At 58.7% G+C, this 21,917-nt stretch carries 26 protein-coding genes; 16 read left to right on the top strand and 10 right to left on the bottom strand.

Annotated elements, in window-relative coordinates:
* The first annotated feature begins 17 nt into the window (after positions 1-17).
* On the top strand, positions 18-668 hold the full coding sequence (locus N6L24_RS12935) for a GntR family transcriptional regulator (protein WP_271845205.1): 651 nt from the start codon (positions 18-20) through the stop codon (positions 666-668).
* Here N6L24_RS12935 and N6L24_RS12930 read toward each other — a convergent pair.
* Complete coding sequence (locus tag N6L24_RS12930; protein ID WP_271845101.1) at positions 665-1,627, bottom strand: acetyl-CoA carboxylase carboxyltransferase subunit alpha; 963 nt, start codon at positions 1,625-1,627, stop codon at positions 665-667. The genes N6L24_RS12935 and N6L24_RS12930 overlap by 4 nt on opposite strands.
* Positions 1,628-1,715: 88 nt before the next feature.
* Positions 1,716-2,309, bottom strand: coding sequence for a LysE family translocator (locus N6L24_RS12925; RefSeq protein ID WP_271845100.1), 594 nt, complete (start codon positions 2,307-2,309; stop codon positions 1,716-1,718).
* Positions 2,310-2,381: 72 nt separating this feature from the next.
* Between N6L24_RS12925 and N6L24_RS12920 the strand changes: the two genes are divergently transcribed.
* The gene (locus tag N6L24_RS12920; RefSeq protein WP_271845099.1) at positions 2,382-2,834 is read left to right on the top strand and encodes an Lrp/AsnC family transcriptional regulator; all 453 of its coding nucleotides are present in this window, start codon (positions 2,382-2,384) and stop codon (positions 2,832-2,834) included.
* A gap of 48 nt (positions 2,835-2,882) precedes the next feature.
* Here N6L24_RS12920 and N6L24_RS12915 read toward each other — a convergent pair whose 3' ends face one another.
* Positions 2,883-3,845, bottom strand: coding sequence for an L-malyl-CoA/beta-methylmalyl-CoA lyase (locus N6L24_RS12915; protein WP_271845098.1), 963 nt, complete (start codon positions 3,843-3,845; stop codon positions 2,883-2,885).
* Between the two features lie 305 nt (positions 3,846-4,150).
* Here N6L24_RS12915 and dgcN point away from each other — a divergent pair, with 305 nt between their 5' ends.
* The 3 genes from dgcN (at position 4,151) to N6L24_RS12900 (ending at position 7,077) form a co-directional block, all read left to right on the top strand.
* Complete coding sequence (gene dgcN, locus N6L24_RS12910; protein WP_271845097.1) at positions 4,151-5,152, top strand: N-acetyltransferase DgcN; 1,002 nt, start codon at positions 4,151-4,153, stop codon at positions 5,150-5,152.
* Positions 5,153-5,236: 84 nt separating this feature from the next.
* Positions 5,237-6,202 (top strand): N-acetyl-D-Glu racemase DgcA, encoded by a 966-nt coding sequence (dgcA, locus tag N6L24_RS12905; RefSeq protein WP_271845096.1) that lies wholly within the window; start codon positions 5,237-5,239, stop codon positions 6,200-6,202.
* Between the two features lie 11 nt (positions 6,203-6,213).
* Entirely contained in the window at positions 6,214-7,077 is an 864-nt protein-coding gene (locus N6L24_RS12900; protein ID WP_271845095.1) for a D-amino-acid transaminase, read from the top strand.
* A gap of 72 nt (positions 7,078-7,149) precedes the next feature.
* Here the strand turns inward: N6L24_RS12900 and N6L24_RS12895 are convergent, their stop codons facing one another.
* Positions 7,150-7,515 (bottom strand): winged helix-turn-helix transcriptional regulator, encoded by a 366-nt coding sequence (locus N6L24_RS12895; protein WP_271845094.1) that lies wholly within the window; start codon positions 7,513-7,515, stop codon positions 7,150-7,152.
* 105 nt (positions 7,516-7,620) lie between these two features.
* On the opposite strand from N6L24_RS12895, the gene N6L24_RS12890 reads away from it, so the two are divergent.
* Positions 7,621-8,232, top strand: coding sequence for an NAD(P)-dependent oxidoreductase (locus N6L24_RS12890; protein WP_271845093.1), 612 nt, complete (start codon positions 7,621-7,623; stop codon positions 8,230-8,232).
* A 58-nt stretch (positions 8,233-8,290) separates the two neighbouring features.
* Here N6L24_RS12890 and N6L24_RS12885 read toward each other — a convergent pair whose 3' ends face one another.
* Genes N6L24_RS12885 through N6L24_RS12875 form a run of 3 tightly spaced genes read right to left on the bottom strand, consistent with a single transcriptional unit; the run spans position 8,291 to position 10,372 of the window.
* Positions 8,291-9,277 carry an aldose epimerase family protein gene (locus tag N6L24_RS12885; RefSeq protein WP_271845092.1) on the bottom strand — a complete coding sequence of 329 codons (987 nt, stop codon included), beginning with the start codon at positions 9,275-9,277 and terminating at the stop codon, positions 8,291-8,293.
* Between the two features lie 3 nt (positions 9,278-9,280).
* Positions 9,281-9,595: a DUF1244 domain-containing protein gene (locus tag N6L24_RS12880; RefSeq protein WP_271845091.1), complete on the bottom strand. Its 315-nt coding sequence runs from the start codon at positions 9,593-9,595 to the stop codon at positions 9,281-9,283.
* Between the two features lie 30 nt (positions 9,596-9,625).
* Positions 9,626-10,372 (bottom strand): N-formylglutamate amidohydrolase, encoded by a 747-nt coding sequence (locus N6L24_RS12875; RefSeq protein WP_271845090.1) that lies wholly within the window; start codon positions 10,370-10,372, stop codon positions 9,626-9,628.
* Positions 10,373-10,488: 116 nt separating this feature from the next.
* Between N6L24_RS12875 and pyk the strand changes: the two genes are divergently transcribed.
* The 6 genes from pyk (at position 10,489) to pheT (ending at position 16,697) form a co-directional block, all read left to right on the top strand.
* Positions 10,489-11,937 (top strand): pyruvate kinase, encoded by a 1,449-nt coding sequence (gene pyk / locus N6L24_RS12870; protein WP_271845089.1) that lies wholly within the window; start codon positions 10,489-10,491, stop codon positions 11,935-11,937.
* 30 nt (positions 11,938-11,967) lie between these two features.
* Positions 11,968-12,192, top strand: coding sequence for a hypothetical protein (locus tag N6L24_RS12865; protein ID WP_271845088.1), 225 nt, complete (start codon positions 11,968-11,970; stop codon positions 12,190-12,192).
* Positions 12,193-12,309: 117 nt separating this feature from the next.
* Positions 12,310-12,510 carry a 50S ribosomal protein L35 gene (gene rpmI, locus N6L24_RS12860; RefSeq protein ID WP_213675576.1) on the top strand — a complete coding sequence of 67 codons (201 nt, stop codon included), beginning with the start codon at positions 12,310-12,312 and terminating at the stop codon, positions 12,508-12,510.
* 13 nt (positions 12,511-12,523) lie between these two features.
* The gene (rplT, locus tag N6L24_RS12855; protein WP_271845087.1) at positions 12,524-12,889 is read left to right on the top strand and encodes a 50S ribosomal protein L20; all 366 of its coding nucleotides are present in this window, start codon (positions 12,524-12,526) and stop codon (positions 12,887-12,889) included.
* 115 nt (positions 12,890-13,004) lie between these two features.
* Positions 13,005-14,075, top strand: coding sequence for a phenylalanine--tRNA ligase subunit alpha (gene pheS, locus N6L24_RS12850; RefSeq protein WP_271845086.1), 1,071 nt, complete (start codon positions 13,005-13,007; stop codon positions 14,073-14,075).
* Between the two features lie 210 nt (positions 14,076-14,285).
* Complete coding sequence (gene pheT, locus N6L24_RS12845; protein WP_271845085.1) at positions 14,286-16,697, top strand: phenylalanine--tRNA ligase subunit beta; 2,412 nt, start codon at positions 14,286-14,288, stop codon at positions 16,695-16,697.
* A gap of 48 nt (positions 16,698-16,745) precedes the next feature.
* Here the strand turns inward: pheT and N6L24_RS12840 are convergent, their stop codons facing one another.
* Positions 16,746-17,639, bottom strand: coding sequence for a LysR family transcriptional regulator (locus N6L24_RS12840; protein WP_271845084.1), 894 nt, complete (start codon positions 17,637-17,639; stop codon positions 16,746-16,748).
* A 112-nt stretch (positions 17,640-17,751) separates the two neighbouring features.
* Between N6L24_RS12840 and N6L24_RS12835 the strand changes: the two genes are divergently transcribed.
* Positions 17,752-18,384, top strand: a complete 633-nt coding sequence (locus N6L24_RS12835) for a class I SAM-dependent methyltransferase (protein WP_271845083.1) — start codon at positions 17,752-17,754, stop codon at positions 18,382-18,384.
* 52 nt (positions 18,385-18,436) lie between these two features.
* Here N6L24_RS12835 and N6L24_RS12830 read toward each other — a convergent pair whose 3' ends face one another.
* The gene (locus tag N6L24_RS12830) at positions 18,437-19,144 is read right to left on the bottom strand and encodes a glutathione S-transferase family protein (protein WP_271845082.1); all 708 of its coding nucleotides are present in this window, start codon (positions 19,142-19,144) and stop codon (positions 18,437-18,439) included.
* Positions 19,145-19,283: 139 nt separating this feature from the next.
* On the opposite strand from N6L24_RS12830, the gene mscL reads away from it, so the two are divergent.
* The gene (gene mscL / locus N6L24_RS12825) at positions 19,284-19,712 is read left to right on the top strand and encodes a large conductance mechanosensitive channel protein MscL (protein ID WP_271845081.1); all 429 of its coding nucleotides are present in this window, start codon (positions 19,284-19,286) and stop codon (positions 19,710-19,712) included.
* A gap of 71 nt (positions 19,713-19,783) precedes the next feature.
* Positions 19,784-20,590, top strand: a complete 807-nt coding sequence (locus N6L24_RS12820; protein ID WP_271845080.1) for a mechanosensitive ion channel family protein — start codon at positions 19,784-19,786, stop codon at positions 20,588-20,590.
* A 61-nt stretch (positions 20,591-20,651) separates the two neighbouring features.
* Here N6L24_RS12820 and N6L24_RS12815 read toward each other — a convergent pair whose 3' ends face one another.
* Entirely contained in the window at positions 20,652-20,933 is a 282-nt protein-coding gene (locus tag N6L24_RS12815) for a DUF1330 domain-containing protein (protein ID WP_271845079.1), read from the bottom strand.
* 106 nt (positions 20,934-21,039) lie between these two features.
* Between N6L24_RS12815 and N6L24_RS12810 the strand changes: the two genes are divergently transcribed.
* Positions 21,040-21,915 carry a LysR family transcriptional regulator gene (locus tag N6L24_RS12810; protein WP_271845078.1) on the top strand — a complete coding sequence of 292 codons (876 nt, stop codon included), beginning with the start codon at positions 21,040-21,042 and terminating at the stop codon, positions 21,913-21,915.
* Positions 21,916-21,917: the final 2 nt, after the last annotated feature.

Here is a 21,917-nt window from a genome sequence, read left to right as displayed (position 1 = left end):
GTGATCACATTCACGCCATGCTTTCGCAACCGCGCCCCACCGAATATGCCACATCTGCCCATGACCGGGTCTATCGCGGATTACGCTCGCGCATCATGCATGGTGAGATTGCCCCAGGGCAGGCGCTGACACTGCGGGGCATTGGCGCGGAATACGAGGTCTCGATGACCCCGGCGCGAGAAAGCGTGCGGCGGCTTGTCGCCGAGGGTGCGCTGACGCTCTCAAGCTCGGGCCGGGTGGCGACGCCAGAGCTCAGCAATGATCGAATCGAAGAGCTTGCGGCCCTGCGCGCCTTGATCGAGGTGGAGCTGGCCAGCCGGGCGCTGCCCCGCGCGCATATGGCGTTGATCGATCGGTTGCAGTCGATCAATAACGCTGTGGCCGATGCTGTCGCCCAACGCGATGCGGTGCGCTACATCCGTACCAATCTGGAATTTCACCGTACGCTCTATCTCAGGGCGCAGGCCCCGGCGATGTTGGCCATGGCAGAAACGGTCTGGCTGCAATTGGGGCCGACCATGCGGGCGCTTTACGGGCGTATGCGCAAGAACGAGCCGCCGCAATATCACCGGCTGATTCTGGCGGCGCTCAAGGCCGGAGATGAACCCGGCCTACGCCTTGCTGTGCGGGGGGATGTGACGCAGGGGTTACGTCACTTGGCGGTTTAGGCCGCCAGACCTTTGGAGCCCATTTTCAGGAATTTCTCGCGACGCGCCTTGATCAGCGCCTCACGGTCCATGCCGTCCATCTCAGCCAGCATGGCTTCGATCGCGTGGCCCACGCTGGCAATGGCAGCGGCGCGCCCCCGGTGAGCCCCGCCGGTGGGTTCCGTGATGCTGCGGTCCACAACGCCCAGCTGCAGCAGGTCATTTGCGGTCAGGCGCAGCGCTTCGGCCGCTTCGCGCATCTTGTCGGCGTTCTTCCAAAGGATCGAGGCACAGCCTTCCGGCGTGATGACCGAATAGACAGAATGTTCCAGCATCGCCAGTTTGTTGGCCGTCGCCAGCGCCACCGCGCCGCCAGAGCCGCCTTCGCCGATGATGACGGAAATGACGGGCACACCAACCTCAAGGCATTTTTCGGTGCTGCGCGCGATGGCTTCGGACTGGCCGCGCTCTTCGGCACCTTTGCCTGGATAGGCACCGGGAGTGTCCACAAGTGTCACAACCGGAATGTTGAATTTGTCAGCCAGCTCCATCAGGCGGATGGCCTTGCGATAGCCTTCGGGGCGCGCCATGCCAAAATTCCGCTCAATGCGGGATTTGGTGTCATTGCCCTTTTCTTGGCCGATCACCATCACCGGGCGGTCATTGAACCGCGCTAGGCCGCCCATCACCGCGTGGTCATCAGCAAAATTGCGGTCGCCCGCCAGGGGCGTGAATTCTGTGAACAGTGCATTGATATAATCCTGACAATGCGGCCGATCCGGGTGGCGGGCCACCTGACATTTGCGCCAAGGAGTCAGGTTCTGGTACAGCTCTTCCAGCAGTTCACCTGCTTTTCGGTCCAGCGCAGTAGCCTCGTCCGAAACATCCATTTCCTCATTTTGCCGGGCCATCGCCCGTAATTCTTCGGCTTTGCCTTCAATTTCGGCCAAAGGTTTTTCAAAATCGAGGTAATTCGTCATTTGTCACTCCGCGCACTGTGCGTCTGCGTATATGACCTTGCGTTCAGAGAAATGCAACTAATGCTGTGCGATTAGATGCCGGGAAATGTCAGCTCAGAAAGCTGGGCAGCAGCGACAGGATCAGCAGCGCGGCCATCGTCCAGTTGAACGCGCGCAGTCTGGATGCATTTGTCAGCACCCGCTGCATCTCTTGACCCAGCAGCGCCCAGGCGCTCACAGAGGGCAGGTTGACCGCCCCGAAGACGCCGGCAACCACCAAAACAGCAGTCCATTCGCGACCCGGCGCATAGAGCGTGATTGCGGTCAGGGCCATGGTCCAGGCCTTGGGATTGACCCATTGAAACAGCGCGGCCTGCAGAAAGCTCATTGGGCGCGCATTGCTGTTGCTGCGCTCTGGCGCACTGGCAGTGGCGATTTTCCACGCCAGCCAGACCAAATAGAGGGCGCTGACCGCTTTGAGAATATGATAGCTGGCAGGCCAAAGATCAAAAATCTGCATCAGCCCGCTGCCAACCAGCACAATCATGATGGTAAAGCCAATGCCAATCCCCAGCATATGCGGCACGCTGCGGCCAAATCCAAAGTTGGCCCCAGAGGCCAACAGCATCATGTTGTTTGGCCCCGGCGTGATGGAGCTGACAAAGGCAAAGAGCAAAAGGCCAAGCAGAATTTCATAGGTCATCTTGCAATAATGATCCATTCTTACGAAGGTGTTGTTGCAAAGTGCTGCGAATTTTTGGGAAAAATGCAATTAATGGGCAAGAGGGATCAAATATCCGAGCGAATATTGCAGGTGCTTTCGGATGAAGGCCGGATCAGCAATATTGAACTGGCTGAAAAAGTGGGGCTCTCGCCCTCGGCCTGCCTGCGCCGTGTGCAGGAGCTTGAGCGCAGCGGCGTCATCACCGGGTATCGCGCGGTGGTGGATCGCAGCAAACGCGGCATAGGGTTTGTCGCCTATGTGACTGTGGGGCTAAACCAGCACACCAAAGCCGCGCAGCAAGCGTTTGAAGTGGCGATTGCCGATGCGCCGGAAGTGGTGGAATGCCATAACATCACCGGCGCGGTTGAATATCTGCTGCGCGTGGAGGCGACGGATCTGGTCGCCTATAAGACTTTTCACACCGACGTTCTGGGCGTTCTGCCGCAAGTCAACGCCATTACGTCCTTTGTCGTGATGGGCAGCCCCAAGGACCTGCGGGCATAGCGCGCACAGCCCGAGCGATGGCCGGGGCTGTCCTGCCGATTCTCAAAATTAACTATTCGCTGCGATCAGCTCTGACTGGGCGACAATCACCTCTGCCTGCTTGATTGAGGCGATATCAACCAGACGACCCTTGTAGACAGTTGCGCCTTCGCCCTTGGCTTTGGCGTCCTCCATGGCAGCCAGAATTTCGCGCGCTTCGGCGAGGGCCTCCTCAGAGGGGGTAAAGACCGTGTTGGCCAATGCGATCTGTTTGGGGTGAATGGCCCATTTGCCGACCATCCCAAGTGTGGCCGAGCGCGCGGCCTGGGCGACATACCCTTCGTCATCCGAAAAATCACCAAAGGGTCCATCGACCGGCAAGACGCCATGCGTGCGGCAGGCGGCCACAATCTTGGCCTGTGCCCAGTGCCACGGATCAGACCAGTGTTTTTCGCCATTACGCAGCATGTAATAGTTTTCCTGCGTACCGCCGATGCCGGTTGTTTGCATGCCCATCGAGGCCGCAAAATCCGCAGCCCCAAGGCTCATCGCCTGCAGGCGCGGGGAGGCGGCGGCAATCTCTTCGGCATGGGCAATTCCAGCCGCCGACTCGATGATCACCTCAAAAGAGATTTTCTTTTGTCGCCCCTTCGCGGTTTCAATGGCGGTGACAAGCGCATCAACCGCATAGACGTCTTCGGCGCAGCCCACTTTGGGGATCATGATCTGATCAAGGCGCTCGCTGGCTTGTTCCAGCAGGTCAACCACATCGCGATACCAATAAGGCGTATCTAGCCCGTTGATGCGCACGGACATGTATTTGTTGCCCCAATCGACCGTGTTCAATGCCTCGATGATATTGGCGCGCGCACTGTCTTTGTCGGACGGGGCGACGCTGTCTTCCAGGTCAAGGTTGATGACATCAGCGGCAGAAGCAGCCATTTTTTCGAAAATCGCAGGGCGAGAGCCGGGGCCAAACAGTTGGCAGCGGTTCGGGCGGCTGGGCGCGGCGGGTTGAATGCGGAAGCTCATCAAATCCTCCAGGTAAGGAAATTTCAGATTTATGTTTGTTTGAGTTATTAAGTTGCGCCAGAGCCGCGCGCAATAACTTTTGCACGCGCGGCAAAATAACGCTGCGTTGCAGCGCCATTTCTGCTGCCGACGCGCAAGAATCCAGTGTTAGCGCATGACATTGCGGGATATTTCATCGAGAAGTGGGAAATGAGTCGAAGAAAATTCGAATTTGGCCCGGTTCTCATGTCATTTTGGTAAGAAATTCGGACCTTCTTCGCAGAGTCTTCGAATGACGCTGTAATTCTGCTTAGAAAGTGACTGCCATGATTGAGACCCCATATCTGCTGTTCCTCGGCGATGCGCCTGACATGCTGGCTGCGAAAGTTGCCATCGGCATTCGTGACTGGCGCCCGGAAAACGCGGTTGGCCAGATCAGCCTGCCAGATTGTGGTGCAGATCTGGGTCTGACCGAGATGACGCTGCAAGAAGGGTTGGATGCCGGGGCCAGAACCCTCGTGATTGGTGTGGCCAACCGGGGCGGTATCATCTCTGCGGCCTGGAAAGAGGTGCTCGTGCAGGCACTTGAGATGGGCTATGATATTGCCTCCGGGCTGCACAACCTGCTGCGGGACGAAGGCGAGCTGGTTGCCGCGGCACAAATGCATGGTCGCACCCTTCATGACGTGCGCGTACCGACCGTGGCTTACCCGATTGCGACCGGCGTGCCGCGCCGCGGCAAACGCTGCCTTGCTGTCGGCACCGATTGCTCTGCGGGTAAAATGTATACGGCCATGGCGATGGACGCCGAAATGCAGAAACGGGGTCTTAAATCGACCTTCCGCGCCACCGGCCAGACCGGCATTCTGATCACAGGCCAAGGGGTTCCACTGGACGCCGTGATCGCAGATTTCATGGCGGGTGCGGTTGAATATCTGACCCCGGACAATGACCCCGATCACTGGGATTTCATCGAAGGGCAGGGCTCTCTGTTTCATGTGTCCTATTCTGGTGTGACGCTTGCGCTGGTGCATGGTGGTCAGCCAGATGCGCTGATCCTCTGCCACGAGCCAACCCGAACCCACATGCGTGGCCTGCCGGGCTTTAAGTTGCCAAGCCTCGCGCAGCTGCGCGACACCGCGCTGACATTGGCCCGCGTGTCCAACCCGGACGTGGTTGTGGCCGGCATTTCGATCAACACCCAGCATCTCAGCGACGAAGAGGCGACAGCCTATTGCGCCCAAGTCGAAGAAGAAATGGGCCTGCCCACCGTGGACCCATACCGCCATGGCGCGGGCCGTCTGGTGGACGCGCTGGCTGCGATCTGATCTAAGCCGACACGAACAGAGATCGCGGCTTGTCGCGGTCTTTTTACATTGATCTTCCAACACCGCACTGGCTGGAGAACCGTTTTGAATATCACCGTGACGCATGATGTCTTCCGGCTTGCCCAAGTTTTCACCATTTCGCGCGGCTCTCGTACCGAAGCCAAGGTGGTGACGGTGCACATCTCGCGCGGGGGGAAAACCGGTCGCGGTGAATGCGTGCCCTACGCGCGGTATGACGAGAGCCTTGATAGCGTGACCGAGCAGATTCACGGCCTGCCCAAGGATTTCACGCGCGATGAGCTGCAGACCTTGCTGCCCGCCGGGGCCGCCCGCAACGCGGTGGATTGCGCGCTTTGGGATCTTGAGGCCAAGCTGGCTGGCAAGCCGGTCTGGGACCTCGCTGGTCTGCCCGCTCCGACACCAGAGATCACGGCCTATACGCTCTCGCTTGATACACCCGAAAACATGCAGGCGCAGGCCGCAGAAAACGCCCATCGCCCGCTCCTGAAAATCAAGCTGGGCACCCCCAATGATATGGAGCGGCTCGAGGCCGTGCGCGCCGGCGCGCCAAGCTCAAAAATCATTGTCGACGCCAACGAGGGCTGGAGCGCTGAGGTCTACGCAGAGCTTGCGCCACATCTGGTGCGTCTGGGGGTCGAGTTGGTAGAGCAGCCGCTGCCTGCGGGCGATGATGACGCCCTGATCGGCATGGAACGTCCGGTTCCGGTCTGCGCCGACGAAAGCTGCCATGACCGGGCGTCGTTGGCCTCGCTGAAGGGCAAATACGATGTCATCAACATCAAACTTGATAAGACCGGCGGGCTGACCGAGGCGCTGGAATTGCGCAAAGAAGCCTTGGCGCAGGGCTTTGACGTGATGGTGGGCTGTATGGTGGGCAGTTCTTTGGCAATGGCCCCTGCGACACTTGTCGCGCAGGGCGCATGTGTGACAGACCTTGACGGCCCGCTCCTTCTGGCCGAAGACCGCAAGGACGCATTGATTTTTGACGACCGTGGCGTGCATCCGCCCGAATCGGCCCTGTGGGGGTAAGGAGAGACAACATGACCCGTACCGTATATGTGAATGGCGACTATCTGCCCGAGACCGAAGCCAAGATTTCGATCTTTGACCGCGGGTTCCTGATGGCCGACGCGGTTTATGAAGTAACTTCGGTTCTGGACGGGAAGTTGGTGGATTTCGAAGGTCACGCCGTGCGGCTGGAACGGTCGCTGAAAGAACTCGACATGCGGGCCCCGTGCACAAACGAAGAGCTGCTGGAAATTCACCGGAAACTCGTCGCTGAAAATGATATTGTCGAAGGCCTGGTCTATTTGCAGGTGTCTCGGGGCTCTGATGGGGATCGCGATTTTGCCTTCCCGGACCCTGAAACCACCCAGCCATCTCTGGTCCTCTTTACGCAGAACAAGCCGGGGCTTGCTGATAGCGCCGCGTCCAGAAAAGGTGCCAAGATCATTTCCATTGACGACATCCGCTGGGGACGTCGCGACATCAAGACCGTGCAACTGCTGTACCCGTCGATGGGGAAAATGATGGCCAAAGCGGCAGGGGCAGATGATGCCTGGATGATCGAAGATGGCTATGTCACCGAAGGCACCAGCAACAACGCCTATTTCGTGAAGAACGGCAAGATCGTCACCCGCCCGCTGTCCACCGATATTCTGCATGGCATTACACGCGCGGCGGTACTGCGGCTGGCGGCCGAAAGCCAGATGGAAATCGAAGAGCGTCTGTTCACCATTGATGAGGCCAAGGAGGCTGACGAAGCTTTCACCACTTCTGCCTCTGCTTTTGTCATGCCCGTCATCGAGATTGATGGGGTCACTTTGGGTGACGGCACGCCGGGTCCGGTGGCAAAGCGTCTGCGCGAAATCTATCTGGAAGAGGCGCGCGCAAAGGCGATCTGATCGCCAACAGTGCAAAAAATACATGCAATGGGCGGGATCATCCCGCCCTTTTGCTTTTAGACCCCTGCGCGCCTAATCGGCTTTGGCCAAGTCATATTCTGCGCGTGAGGCGCGAATGTCGGTCTGATTGGCTTGTGCCCAGTCCGACAAAGTATCGATTGCGGCGCGCAATGACACACCACGCTGGGTCAGCGCGTATTCGACTTGCGGCGGCGAGGTCTCAAGCACCTGCCGCGTGACAAGACCGTCTCGTTCCAAATTTCTCAACGTGACAGCCAGCATGCGCTGTGAAATGCCATCCACCACGCGCCTCAGCGCATTGAACCGGCAAGCACCGCGGCTCAGCTCCATCAGGATCAATACGGTCCAGGCGTCGCCGATCCTGTCTAATACATCCCGGATCGGGCAATCGTATTCTTGTTTGCGATTGTTGGGCATTGGTTCCCCCAAAGTAACTATGTGACGAAAGAATGCCTCTTCCAAAGGCGATGCACCTCGACTACCTAGTTACCAAACGTAACCTGATTAACCCGGAGACACAATATGAAGATTCTCGTTCTAGGCGCCAGCGGCATGATCGGCAGCCGCATCGCCGCAGAGGCCGTGGCCCGTGGCCATGACGTAACAGGCACGGCGCGCAATCCTGAGAAAATCGAAACCGCGCAAAGCAAAACCGCGCTGACACTGGCAGATGTCGATAAGCTGGCCGAACTGGCGACAGCGGCCGACGTTGTGGTCAGTGCGATTTCGCCGCGCTCCTCCGGCGATGCCGAAGCGGATGCGCTGGCCGTGGCAAACGCGCTGAAATCCGCGGTTGGCCCAACCGGCACGCGGATTGTGCAAGTGGGTGGTGCGGGCTCCATGAACCTGCCAGATGGGACCCCTGTGGCCGAAATCGTGCCCGAGCTCTATCGCGCCGAAGCCAAAGCGATGCGGGTGGCCTATGAAACACTGGCGGCCAGTGATCTGGATTTCACCTTTATCGCGCCGGCCGCTTTGATTCAGCCGGGCGAGCGCACGGGTGAATATCGCACCAGCACCGATCGCACGATTCTTGCTGACAGCAAGATCAGCGCCGAAGACTATGCGGTTGCGCTGGTGGATGAAGTTGAATCCGCCGAACGTCGTGGCACCCTGTTCCAGGTTGCCAACTAAGCGGGTTCAAAACCAGCTATTGAAGAATAGGCAGGCGGGATGGTCCCGCCTGTTTTGCTTAGTCAAACGCGAATTGGCAGCGATAGTCGTAGGTCTCGCCCGGCCGCAAGATGGCGTTGGGGAAATGGTCAAAGCGCGGGGCGTTGGGCCAGTTTTGCGGCTCAAGCGCAAGCCCGGCGAAATCGCCGTAGCGCTGCCCCGCAAGACCTGTCGCCGGGGGGGCGAACTTGGGCGCATTATAGGCCTGTAGCCCCGGTTGATTGCTGCGCATTGTCAGGCGGGGGCCGCCAGCGGTCGAGGACAGATAGGCGACGTCGCGAAGCGGAACCACATTGTCTGACAGGCAGAAGTTGCCGTCAAACAACCCGTCTGCCATCCCCTTGGGGGCCTGATAATCACGGCGCGTGCCGGTGATATCTTCGATCTCGCCCGTCGCGATTGCCTCATCGTCATAGACCAGCGCGCGATACGTCGGCACCGTCAGCAGATGTTTGTCGATCGTTGGGCGGCCATCTAGGTTGAAATAACAATGCGAGGCCAGACCGCAGATGGTTGGCTTATCGGTTGTGGCTGTCAGAGTGAGATCCAGCGTGCCGCTGGATAGAATTTCATACACGCAGTTGATCGTGAGAGCGCCCGGATAGCCCATATGCCCATCGGGTAGGGTCACGGTCATCTCTGCGCGGCGGTCACTGCTGCTCAGCAGGGTCCAGTTCCAATACTGCAGCCCGTCGCGCCCACCGTGCAGGGCGTGTTTGCCAAGCCAGTTGGCATCGAGCGCAAAGTGCTCGGCGTCAATCGTGATTTGTGCATCGGCAATGCGATTGGCAAAGCGGCCGGCGATGGCCCCCATGCAGACCTGATTGTTGGCATAGGCGGCGATGTCCTGAAACCCGAGGATCAGCGGGTGCGCCACACCTTCGATGCGCAGATCTTGCAGGGCAGCGCCGAGCGTGACGATTTTGGCTGTCATTCCGAAGGCGGCCAGCGTTACCTGCTGCGCCTTGCGCCCATCCTCAAGGGTGACACAGTGCGTGACTGTCATCGCTCAGCTCTTTTTGGTGACGTTTTCGTCAAACGCAGTTTTGAAGGCGGCCTGCTGCTCGGCGTTTGCGTCTGTCTGATAGTTGGCCTTCCATTCGGCCATGGTCATGCCATAGAAAATCTCGCGCGCCTCATCCTTGCTCATCTCGATGCCCCGCGCGTTGGCCGCCTCTTGGTACCAGCGGCTCAGGCAGTTACGGCAAAAGCCGGCAAGGTTCATCATGTCGATGTTCTGCACATCGGTGCGTTGGGTCATCAAGTGATCACGCAGCGTGCGGAAGGCGGCTGCCTCAAGTTCGATCTGGGTTTGCTCATCCATTCGGCGTTTCCTTCTGTGGCGCGGGCGCGTTTAGTAGCCGCTGTCTTGCAGAGCGGCTTGTAGCACCGGGGCAAGTCGCGCGCCCCAATGCTGCTGGCCGGTTTCGTCTGAGATGAGATCCTGACGCACTTCGATCAAGGCGTTCAAGCGGTTTTTCTGCAGGGCAAGTCGGTCCACGCTGTCTCCGGGCAGGTGCCCGGCATAGGGTTCGTTGTCGCCCACGGTCAAAGACGGATCGCGTCGCAGGGCGTTGATCACATGTGGACCAAGGCTGCGCGGATCATGCGCGGCGTGCAAGATCGCCACTTCCCAAGGGCGCGGCGCACGGCCATTGAGGCGCGGTGAAAAACTGTGCATAGCGACGATCACCGGATCATCCCGCTGGCTGACCACATCCTCCAGCGCGGCGTGATAGGGCGCATAATAGGTCTCGATACGGCGGGCTTCTTCTGCGGCATCCACCTCGGCATTTGCCGGAATGATGGTCCCATCATAGAGCCGCATCACCAAGGTCGGGTCGATCACACCCCGATTGGGGTCAATAACCAATCGCGAGAAATTGCTCGCCACCACCGGCGCATCCAGCAGTTCGCCCATGACCATCGCAACACCCAACGCGCCGATGTCATAGGCGATGTGGCGCTGCATATCCCCTGCGGAGAGGCCCAAATCGCCGCCATTGATCTCTGCCGGGACGGTATTGCGCGCATGGTCAACGGTGATGACCCAGCGCGACGTCCGATCCGCCCCAAAAATGTGATAGGGTGAATGTGTCATATGCCTGTCGTTTCCTTTGGCTACCCCATAGGCGACATGCCCCGAAAAGGGAATTGCGTAAAATCGCATTCCGTTATAGTTAGCGGTAACATTCCCCTCAATAGGTGAGAAAATAGATGAGACGCCTGCGAAACGTTAAGATTGTTGCCACTCTTGGTCCAGCCTCCGAAACTTATGAAACTATCCGGGCGCTGCATGAAGCGGGCGCTGACGTTTTCCGGCTGAACATGAGCCACGGCAGCCACGACGAGATTGCCGAAAAACACGCCCATATTCGTAAAGTTGAAAAAGACCTGGGCAGCCCGATTGCAATTCTCGCGGACTTGCAGGGCCCAAAGCTGCGCGTCGGAGTATTCGCCAATGACGAGGGCGAAGATCTGGTCCCGGGTGCAAAGTTCCGCCTGGATCTGGACGATGCCCAGGGCGATGTGAATCGCGTGCAACTCCCACACAAAGAAATCTTTGAGGCGTTGAAACCCGGCGCGCACCTGCTGGTGAACGACGGCAAAATCCGCCTGCGCGTCGAAGCCTGCGGCGCGGATTTTGCGGATTGCATTGTTGTCACCGGCGGCCGTATCTCCAACCGCAAAGGTGTAAACGTGCCGGATGTGGTGCTGCCACTGGCGGCGCTGTCGGAAAAGGACAAGCGCGATCTGGAATTCGTTTGCGAGCTGGGTGTGGACTGGCTGGCGCTGTCGTTTGTGCAGCGTCCCGGTGACGTGCTGGAAGCGCGCGAAATGGTGCGTGGCCGCGCATCTGTCCTGTCCAAGATCGAAAAGCCGGCTGCGGTCGAAAACTTTGACTCCATCCTTGATGTCTCTGACGGCATCATGGTGGCGCGCGGTGATCTGGGCGTGGAATTGCCGGTTCAGAACGTCCCGCCGATCCAAAAGCGTCTTGTGCGTCGTTGCCGCCGCGCAGCAAAGCCGGTGATCGTCGCGACCCAGATGCTGGAAAGCATGATCGAAAGCCCGATGCCAACCCGCGCCGAAGTGTCCGATGTGGCCACGGCGATCTATGAAGGGTCTGACGCCATCATGCTGTCGGCAGAATCGGCGGCGGGTGACTACCCGATCGAAGCGGTCACAACGATGAACAATGTGGCCATCGAAGTGGAAGGCGACGCAACCTATCGCGAGGTCATCGAAGCGTCGCGCATGTCGGCGGGCGAAACCGTGGCGGATGCGATTGTGGCGGCGGCGCGCGAAATTGCGGAAAAGACCGAGATCAGCGCCATCTGCTGCTTTAGCCAAAGCGGGACCACCGCGCTGAAGACCGCGCGCGAACGTCCGCGCGTGCCAATTGTGGCGATGACCAGCCGCATGGGCACCGCCCGTCGCCTGGCGCTGACATGGGGCACGACCTGCGTTGTGACACCCGAGCTGGACCGCTTTAAATCCTGCGTGATTGCTGCGGTGGGCGCGGCCAAAAGGCTTGAGATCGCCACCGAAAAAGATCAGGTGGTTGTGACTGCGGGTCTGCCGTTCAACATGCCGGGCACCACCAACATCGTTCGTGTCGCCCCTTGCGATGAACGTTTGATTTTGGCCACCGAACCTGAGTAAATTCTTCGCAGAGCAATTGCGGAGAAATCAGTGCACGCAGATACCTTTCTGACGATCGGTCTGTTTTTGGCGATCTTTTCAGTGCCGGCATATTTGTCGGCGCTGGCGGATGGCCGACCCTTGCGCGCCGCCTCGCTGTGCATGATCTTGGCCGGGGGCAGTATTGTCTGGGCTCTGTCCAGCAAACCGGGCGGCTACCGGGCGCAGGAGATTCCCACCGTGGTGATTGAACAGATCGCCAAAGTGGTGAAATAACGCGATTTATCCCTTGCGGAATTCCAGAGGGGCGTGTACATCGCGCCATCTATCCGCGCGTCCGGCTGAGTGGCATGCCGAGTCGCGTTTGAACCGACGACTACAAAGGAGACGGAAATGCCTAAGATGAAGACTAAATCGAGCGCCAAAAAGCGCTTTAAGATGACGGCAAGCGGCAAGGTCAAAGCAGGCCAAGCAGGCAAGCGTCACGGCATGATCAAGCGGACAACCAAGTTTATCCGCGACGCACGCGGCACGACAACTCTGTCTGCGCCAGATGCGAAGATCGTTAAATCATACATGCCATACGCACGCTAAGGAGCTTTGAACTATGTCCCGCGTTAAAGGTGGTACCGTAACCCACGCCCGTCACAAGAAAATCGTCAAGCAAGCCAAAGGCTACTATGGTCGCCGCAAGAACACCTTCAAGGTGGCGTCCCAGGCCGTTGACAAAGCGAACCAATATGCAACCCGCGACCGTAAGAACCGCAAGCGCAATTTCCGCGCGCTGTGGATCCAGCGGATCAACGCTGCTGTGCGCGCGCATGACGAATCCCTGACATATTCCAAATTCATCAACGGCCTGAACCTGGCTGGCATCGAAGTGGACCGCAAGGTTCTGGCGGATCTCGCCGTACACGAGCCAGAAGCGTTCACCGCGATTGTTGAGCAGGCGCAAGGCGCGCTGGCCGCATAAGCCGTTTTGAATGATGAGATCTGAAAACGCCGTGGCCCAAAGCTGCGGCGTTTTTCTTTGTCTTGAACCCATGCGCTGATCCGGCTAGCAGGGGACAACGAATTTGGAGGCCCTGATGGACGATCTGAGAGACAAGTATATCGGCCTGATCGCAGATGCCGCGGACGAAGCTGCCATCGAAGATTTGCGCGTGCAGGCGGTTGGCAAAAAGGGCGAAGTGGCCCTGAAGATGCGCGAGTTGGGTAAAATGACCCCGGAAGAGCGCCAGATCATGGGGCCCAAGCTGAACGCCCTGAAGGATGAGATCAACTCTGCCCTGAGCGCGAAGAAAGCCGCGCTGGCGGATGCCGCCCTCGAAGAGCGCCTGCGCACCGAATGGCTGGATGTCACCCTGCCGGGGCGCGGACGCCGCCAAGGCACCATCCACCCGATCTCGCAAGTGACCGAAGAGGTGACAGCGATTTTTGCCGATATGGGCTTTGCTGTGGCCGAAGGGCCGCAGATTGAAACCGACTGGTATAACTTTGACGCGCTGAACATTCCCGGCCACCACCCGGCCCGCGCGGAAATGGACACGTTTTATACCCACCGCGCCGAGGGGGACAATCGCCCGCCGCATGTGCTGCGCACCCATACCTCGCCGGTGCAAATCCGCTCGATGGAAAAACAGGGCGCGCCGATCCGCATTATCTGCCCGGGCCGTGTGTACCGCGCGGATTACGATCAGACCCACACGCCAATGTTCCACCAGATCGAAGGTCTGGCCATCGACAAGGACATCTCGATGGCAAATCTGAAATGGGTGCTGGAAGAATTCTTCACGGCCTTCTTTGGCACCGAAGTGAAAACCCGTTTCCGTTCGTCCCACTTCCCGTTCGTTGAGCCGGGCGCCGAGGTCGATATTCAGTGCAAATGGGAAAATGGTTCTGTCAAAGTGGGCGAGGGCGATGATTGGCTCGAAGTGCTTGGCTCTGGCATGGTGCACCCGCATGTGTTGAAAGCGGGCGGTATTGATCCCGACGAATACCAAGGTTTTGCCTTCGGCATCGGCATCGACCGTCTGGCGATGCTGAAATACGGCATCCCGGACCTGCGCGCCTTCTTTGACAGCGACCTGCGTTGGCTGCGCCACTATGGCTTTGCAAGCTTGGATCAGCCGACGCTGCATGGCGGTTTGGTAAGATAGGCAAAGCCAAATCTTTGATTTGGCAGCGCCCGAACCGCCCCCGTCAAACCGAAGGTTTGCCTCTGGCAAAACGCGGGCGCTTTGCACCCACCCCTCGGTTCGGACGCGGGTGCGCTTCTGCAATGCCCTCATTACCAGCATATACCCTTCCCCCTTTGGCCCATATCCGGTAAAGCCAATTTGACCCGATTTTGACTGCGGAACAGACCGATGAAATTCACTCTCTCTTGGTTGAAAGACCACCTCGATACCGACGCGAGCCTAGATGACATCCTTTATGCCCTCACAGACCTTGGTCTTGAGGTCGAGGATGTTCAGAACCCGGCGGATCGCTTGAAGGAGTTTACCATCGCCAAGGTGCTGCACGCGGAAAAGCACCCGGATGCGGACAAGCTCAAGGTGTGCAACGTGCTGACCGATGAGGGCGAAAGTCAGATCGTCTGCGGCGCGCCCAATGCGCGCGAAGGCATCACCGTGGTTCTGTGCAAGCCGGGCAGCTATATTCCGGGTCTGGATATCACCATCAAGGTCGGCAATATCCGCGGCGTGGAAAGCCATGGCATGATGGCCTCTGAGCGCGAGCTTGAGCTGTCAGATGAGCACAACGGCATTATCGAATTGCCGTCTGGTGAGGTTGGTGAGAAATTTGTCGATTGGCTGGCAGACAACGATCCGGCCAAGGTGGACCCGGTGATTGAAATCGCCATCACCCCTAACCGGCCGGATGCTCTCGGCGTGCGCGGCATTGCACGCGATCTGGCCGCACGGGGTCTGGGCACGCTGAAACCGGCCAAGACCGCCGAAATTTCCGGCAGCTTTGCTTCGCCGATCACTGTGACCATTGACGAGGACACCCGCGAAAACGGCTGTCATATCTTTGCGGGCCGCGTGATCCGCGGTGTCAAAAACGGCCCATCGCCAGAATGGCTGCAAGCGCGGCTGAAGGCGATTGGCCTGCGCCCGATTTCGGCGCTGGTGGATATCACCAATTTCTTCACCTACGACCTTAACCGCCCGCTGCACGTCTTTGACGCCGACAAAGTGTCAGGTGATTTGCGTGTACATCGCGCAGCGGGTGGCGAGACCATGGTGGGGCTGGATGAGAAAACCTACGGCTTCTCGGGCGGCGAAGTCGTGATTTCTGACGCAAATGGCATCGAAAGCATCGGTGGCATCATGGGCGGTCTCGAAACCGGCTGCACCGAGGGCACCACCAATGTCTTCGTTGAGGCAGCGTTCTGGGACAACATCCAGATTGCGCTGACAGGCCGGGCCCTCAAGATCAATTCTGATGCGCGCTATCGCAATGAACGCGGCATTGATCCGGCCTTTAACAACGAGGCGCTGGACCTTGCGAGCGCAATGATCCTGGAGCTTTGCGGCGGTGAACCGTCCGAGCCGGTCGTTGCAGGTGCCGTACCCGACGTGAGCCGCGCTTACAAGCTGGACACAGATCGGGTGCAATCGCTGGTTGGGATGGAAATTCCCGCCGAAGAGCAGCGCCAGACACTGACCGCGCTGGGCTTTGAGCTCAAAGGCGACATGGCGCATGTGCCGTCTTGGCGCCCCGATGTGTTGGGTGAGGCGGATCTGGTGGAAGAGGTGGCGCGCGTGGCCTCCCTGACCAAACTCAAGGGCGTGCCGATGCCGCGCATGCAGGCCGGTGTACCGCAGCCGATCCTGACGCCGCTGCAAAAGCGCGAACAGATTGGCCGCCGCACCACAGCCGCGCTGGGGTACAACGAATGTGTGACCTACTCCTTCATCGACGAACGAGCGGCGCTGCTGTTTGGCGGTGGATCTGACGCGACAAAGCTGGAAAACCCGATCTCAAGCGAGATGAGCCATATGCGCCCTGCGCTGTTGCCTGGCCTTTTGCAAGCGGCAGCGCGCAATCAGGCGCGCGGTTTCATGGATCTGGCGCTCTTTGAAGCGGGGGCCGCCTTTCAGGGCGGCGAGCCGGGCGAACAGCATCTGCAAATCGCAGGTCTTTTGGTTGGCCGTACCATGGGCAAAGACGTGCATGGCGAAAGCCGTGGCGTGGATCTTTATGATGCCAAGGCGGATGTCGAAGCGGTGCTAAGCGCCCTGGGAGCCCCTGAAAAAGTGCAGGTCCTGCGCGGTGCTGAGGCGTGGTGGCATCCGGGCCGTCATGGCCGTATTTGCCTTGGCCCCAAGAAAACCCTCGCGGTGTTCGGCGAGTTGCATCCCAAAGTGCTAGCGGAATTGGATGTCAAAGGCCCAGCGGTCGCCTTTGTGATCTACCCCGAGGAAATCCCGCTGCCACGCAAAAAATCGGCGACCCGCCCCGCGCTTGAGCTGCGCGATTTGCAGGCTGTGGAGCGCGATTTCGCCTTTGTGGTTGATCAGACCGTCGAAGCGCTTTCACTTGTGAACGCGGCGCAGGGCGCAGATAAGGATTTGATTGAATCCGTGCGTGTCTTTGACGAATTCAGCGGTGACAAGGCCGAAGCACAGATGGGCGCTGGTAAGAAATCCATCGCCATGACCGTGCGCCTGCAGCCCACCGACAAAACGCTGAAAGAAAAAGACATCGAAGCGGTCGCGGCGAAGATCGTTGAAAAAGTCTCCAAAGCGACGGGCGGCACACTGCGCGGCTAAATGAACGACACCTCTAGAATGAAGGCCGGCGTTCCAGCGCCGGCCTTTTCATTTCAGTGCGCTCAGATGACGCGCCAGCGTGTCAAACACCAATCTGATCTTGCGACTGGTGTGCAACTCTCGGTGCGCGACCAGCCAGCCGGGGAAAATGATGGGCGGCTCATCTGGCAGGATCCGCACCAGTCCCGGCGTCCGCTCGGCGACCAGCGTGGACATGATCGCGACCCCAAAGCCGTCCTGACACAGTTTCCAGGACACCAGCCCGTTGTTGGACCCAACCGGGAAATTTGCCAGCGCCAACTCCACCCCCATCGGTCTGAGGTAATCGATCATTTCCTCCGCATCGCCAAAAGAGATTACTTCGTGGTCTGTCAGATCATTGATGGTTTCGGGCTGCCCTTTTCGGTCGACATAGCTTTGTGCTGCGTAAAATCCGGCCTCTGCTTCCATCACCAGCTTTGCAATCAGGTCCGGTTGTTCGGGTCGGACGTGGCGCAGCGCAATATCCGCCTCCCGGCGCATGAGGTCGCGAATGTCGTTTGCCGCCACGATATTGACGCGCAGGGCGGGGGCAGTTTCGCGTAGGTCTGTCAGGGCAGGCGTCAGAAAATAGGCCGAAAAGATATCTGCCGCAGTGATGCGGACCTCGCCTTCAATCGCTTGGCTTTGACCGGAGGCGGTCAAGGCGATCTTGCTCGCCGCTGCGCCCATTTCTTTCGTGTGATCAAGCAGTTCAAGGCCCGCTTGCGTCAATTCAAGACTGCGCCCGACCCGTTCAAACAGCAGCACGCCAAGGTTCTCTTCGAGCGCGGCGACCTGACGTGACAACGTGGGTTGCGTTAGGCCAAGGTCGATCGCGGCAGCCGAAAGTGAGCCATGTTCTGCGGTCGCCAGAAAGGCGCGGATGTGGTTCCAGTCAGGGCTGAGGCGTGGCTGTTTCATGCAATTTTGTATAAGTAAATTGCAAAAATATGCAATTCCTAATCGTATACGCATAGGTATATTGATCTCAACCGAAAGCGCAGGCCTGTTTAGTCTGCCAAAGGAGATCGACATGAAAGACGCACTGACATTCTGGGACGGTATCGCGCCCAAATACGCGACCACTCCGATATCGGATATGCAAGGGTATGAGGCGACTTTGGCGCGCACCCGCAGCTATCTCAAACAGGACGATCACGTGCTGGAAATCGGCTGCGGCACCGGTCGCACGGCACTGCAGCTCGCGCCAACAGTAGGCGAAATCGTCGCGACGGATCTGGCACCGGCTATGCTGGATGTCGGCCGCGAAGAGGCATGGAATGACGGCATCAAAAACATCCGCTTTGCCCAATGCGACGCGCTGAACCCGCCAGAAGGGCCTTATGACGTTGTTCTGGCCCACAATATCCTGCATTTGGTTGAGGACCTGCCCGGCGTTCTGCGGGCGTCGCATGCGGTGCTCAAGCCTGGTGGTTTGCTGATAAGCAAGACATTCGTGCGCCCGAGCGGGGGGATAAACTTCAAAGCGCGTGCCATGATGGCAATTTTGCCGGTACTGCAATGGCTGGGCAAAGCGCCTTTCGTAAAGGTGCACAGCCGCGCGAGTTTTGAAGCCAGCTTCCGCGCTGCAGGGTTTGAGATTGTCGAAACCGGCGGATATCCCGCGGGCGCAGACCGGCTCTACCTCGTTGCGCGCAAGATCTAGGCGCGCATTGGGGCTGGCCGCGCGCGCAGCCAGCCCCTTTTTGGTAACATGGTTAGGGGCGCGGTGGGATGTTTAGCCCTTTTTCAACCGCTGGTCGCGCTTTGAAACGCTCAAGATAAGCGGTGACATTCTTCAGCTCGGCGAGGCCCAGCTGCTCTTCAACCCCGTAAAAGGATAGCGCGCGCAGCCACGGCGCAATGGCGATGTCGGCGATGGAGTAGGATCCCGCGATCCAGTCCTGCCCCTCAAGCTCTTTCTCCAATACGGCCAGCAGGCGTTTGGCTTCGTTCAAATAGCGCTCGCGCGGGCGCGGATCTTCGATGTCAGCCCCGGCAAACTTCACAAAAAAGCCCATTTGCCCAAACATCGGGCCGATCCCGCCCATCTGGAACATCAGCCATTGGGTGATCTTGGCCTTTTCCGTTGCGCTGGACCCGATCAACTTGCCGGTTTTCTCAGCAAGATACAGCAGGATCGCACCGCTTTCGAACAGGCCGATTGGGGCCCCATCTGGCCCGTTTGGGTCGATGATTGCTGGGATTTTGTTGTTCGGGTTGAGCGATAGAAAAGCATCGCTTTTGACGTCGGCATCCGACAACGTGACCAGATGCGCTTCATAGGGCAAGCCCATCTCTTCCAGCGCAATGGAGATTTTCACGCCATTGGGGGTGGGAAAACTGTAAAGCTGCAATTTTTCAGGGTGCTGCGCCGGCCATCTTTGCGTGATGGCAAAATCGCTGAGGCGGGTGGGGGATGTCATGTCTGCTCCTGAATTATGTCGCTTTGGTTACAAGATAGGAATTATTCCCCTTGGTACGAGTCAAAAACACGTGCGAATTTGGCGTGCGACTGTGCAGAATAGCGCAGTGTCAACATTAGCATTCAGCGAGGGACAGGACATGCTAAAGGAATTTCAGGCTTTTATCGCCAAAGGCAACGTGATGGATATGGCCGTCGGGATCATCATCGGCGCGGCGTTCACAGCCATCGTCAAATCGGTGGTCTCTGATCTGATCAACCCGATCATCGGGCTATTTACCGGGGGTGTGGATTTCACCGACAAGTATTTTGTGCTCGCAGGGGAGGTCGCGTCCGGGGTCAGCCTTGAGGTCGCGCGCGAATCCGGGGCCGCGATTTTTGCCTATGGGGCCTTCCTGATGGCGGTGATCAATTTCCTTATCATCGCTTGGGTCGTGTTCATGCTGGTGCGCTATGTCAACAAGGTGAAAGACAACTTTAGCAAAGAAGAGGCCCCGGTGGCCGACGCGCCCAAAGGTCCGACCGAATTGGAAGTTTTGCTTGAAATTCGGGACTCTCTGAAGAAATAAGCACAGAACCGCAAAGCGGATGTGATTTGAACGGGCTGGGGATCCCCGGCCCCTTTGCTTATGGGGACACTATGGATTTGATCGTGGATTTTGCGCAGGACAATGCGCATGTGGTGGTGAATGCCGTCAAGGCGCTATTGGTTCTGATCGTTGGCTGGATTCTGGCCGGCGTGATCAGCCGGTTGATCCGCCGCAAGGTTTTGGCAAGCAAGCGCATTGACGATACGATTGGGGGGTTTGCTGCCTCGATCAGCCGTTGGCTTATTCTGATCGTGGTGGCGATCACGGTGCTCAGCATCTTTGGTATTCAGGCCACCAGCCTAGTTGCCATTCTTGGCGCGGCGACGCTGGCGATTGGGATGGCGCTGCAGGGCACGCTGGCGGATCTGGCGGCGGGCTTCATGTTGATCCTGTTTCGCCCGTATCGCATTGGTCAATACGTCGATATTGCCGGCACATCAGGCACCGTGAAAGACATCAACCTGTTTGTGACCGAACTTGCGACGCCAGATAATGTGCAGATCATCGTGCCGAATGGGCAGGCCTGGGGATCGGTGATCACCAACTTCTCGCATCACAGCACGCGCCGTGTGGATGTGACCTTTGGCATTGATTATGGCGATGACATCGAAAAAGCGAAGTCGATCATTCTGGCGGTTGCGGATGCGGATGCGCGCGTGATGAGCGATCCGGCCCCATGGGTGCGTGTCACCAACCTGGGCGATAGCTCTGTGGATGTGACCATGCGCGTCTGGAGCGCGGCAGAAGATTATTGGGACGTGAAATTTGCCCTGACCCAAGCGGTGAAAGAGAAATTTGACAGCGAAGGCATCTCGATCCCTTATCCACATGTGGTCGAGATCAAGCGCGAAGCATAAAGACAGCGCATTGACGCAATGGGGCGAAGGCAGCGCGCTTTCGCCCCATTTTTTGGCCAGCCTACATCAAGATGATGCGCGAGTCGGCGGCTTGGTTGCGCAGCGCGTGCACGTGCGCGATCTCTGGGTCGTTGATCCAGGCTTCGGCATGGGCGCGGTCGGGGAACTCCAGAATGACCGAGACATCGGGGGCCGCTTCGGTCCCTTCGATCACGCTGGCGGAATGGCTGACCGCCAAAGGGGTCGCCCCATGTTTGGCCATGGCGGGTCCTGCGAGCGTCCGATAGTTTTCAAAAATCTCCGGATCTTTCAGGTAGATGCTGACTTGGGCGTATGTGGGCATGATCTGTTCCTTTGCTTGGCATTTGATATGCCCCCAAGGTAGCTGCGCATGGAGTGCGCAAAAATGATCATTGTTGCGCCTGCTGTGTGCAATTATGATCAGATCTATGAATTGGGATGATCTGAAATACGTGCTCGAAACCGTGCGCCATGGCGGCACCAGCGGCGCGGCGCGTGCGCTGGGGGTCAATCACGCGACGGTCGCGCGGCGCATTGCGGCGGCAGAAGCGGCGCTGGGTGCGCGGCTGTTTGACCGATTGCCCGGCGGCTATGTCCCCACCGAGGCCGGGTTTGATGCGGTCGCGACGGCAGAAGAAATGGCGGCGCTTCAGCATCGGCTCGATCGTCGTATTGGCGCGCGCGACACGGCGCTGCAGGGCAGGCTGTGCATCACCGCGCCGGAACTGCTGTTTCAACGGATCCTCGCGCCGATCTGCGCCGATTTTATCGCGCAGCATCCCGAAATCGACCTGCAGTTGCTGGCCACCAATGAAAACGTGAACATGGCGCAGCGCACCGCAGATGTGGCGTTTCGCTTTTCTGCCAACCCGCCAGAGGCTTTGGTCGGGCGGCGCGTCTTGGCGACACAGGCGTCCGTTTATGCCCACCGGGATTTGATTGCCCAGGATCCGGGCGGCACCGCCCCGCTGGATTGGGTGCGTTTTGCGCATTGGCCCGGGCCGCCGCCCGAGGTCACAGAGGTGCGCCCGAACCTACGGCAGCGCTTCACCGTGGATGATATGACGGCCGCCATCGGTGCGGCGCGGGCCAAAATCGGGGCAACCCGCATGGCGTGTTTTCTGGGGGATACCGACCCGGTTCTGGCGCGGGTGCCCGGCATGCCGCTGTTTCCATTCCGGCCCCTCTGGGTGCTGACCCACGAGGATCTGCGGCAGGTGCCGCGTATTCGTGTTTTTATGGAGTTTGCCGTTCAGCGGCTGGTTGCGCTGCGCCCGCTTTTTGAGGGGCACAGCGCATCGTGATA

It is taken from the genome of Cognatishimia sp. SS12 (genome assembly GCF_028369055.1).
Classification (GTDB): Bacteria; Pseudomonadota; Alphaproteobacteria; order Rhodobacterales; family Rhodobacteraceae; genus Cognatishimia.
The sequence above is the reverse complement of the archived record's forward strand: the minus strand, read 5'-3'. Positions and strand labels throughout refer to the sequence as shown.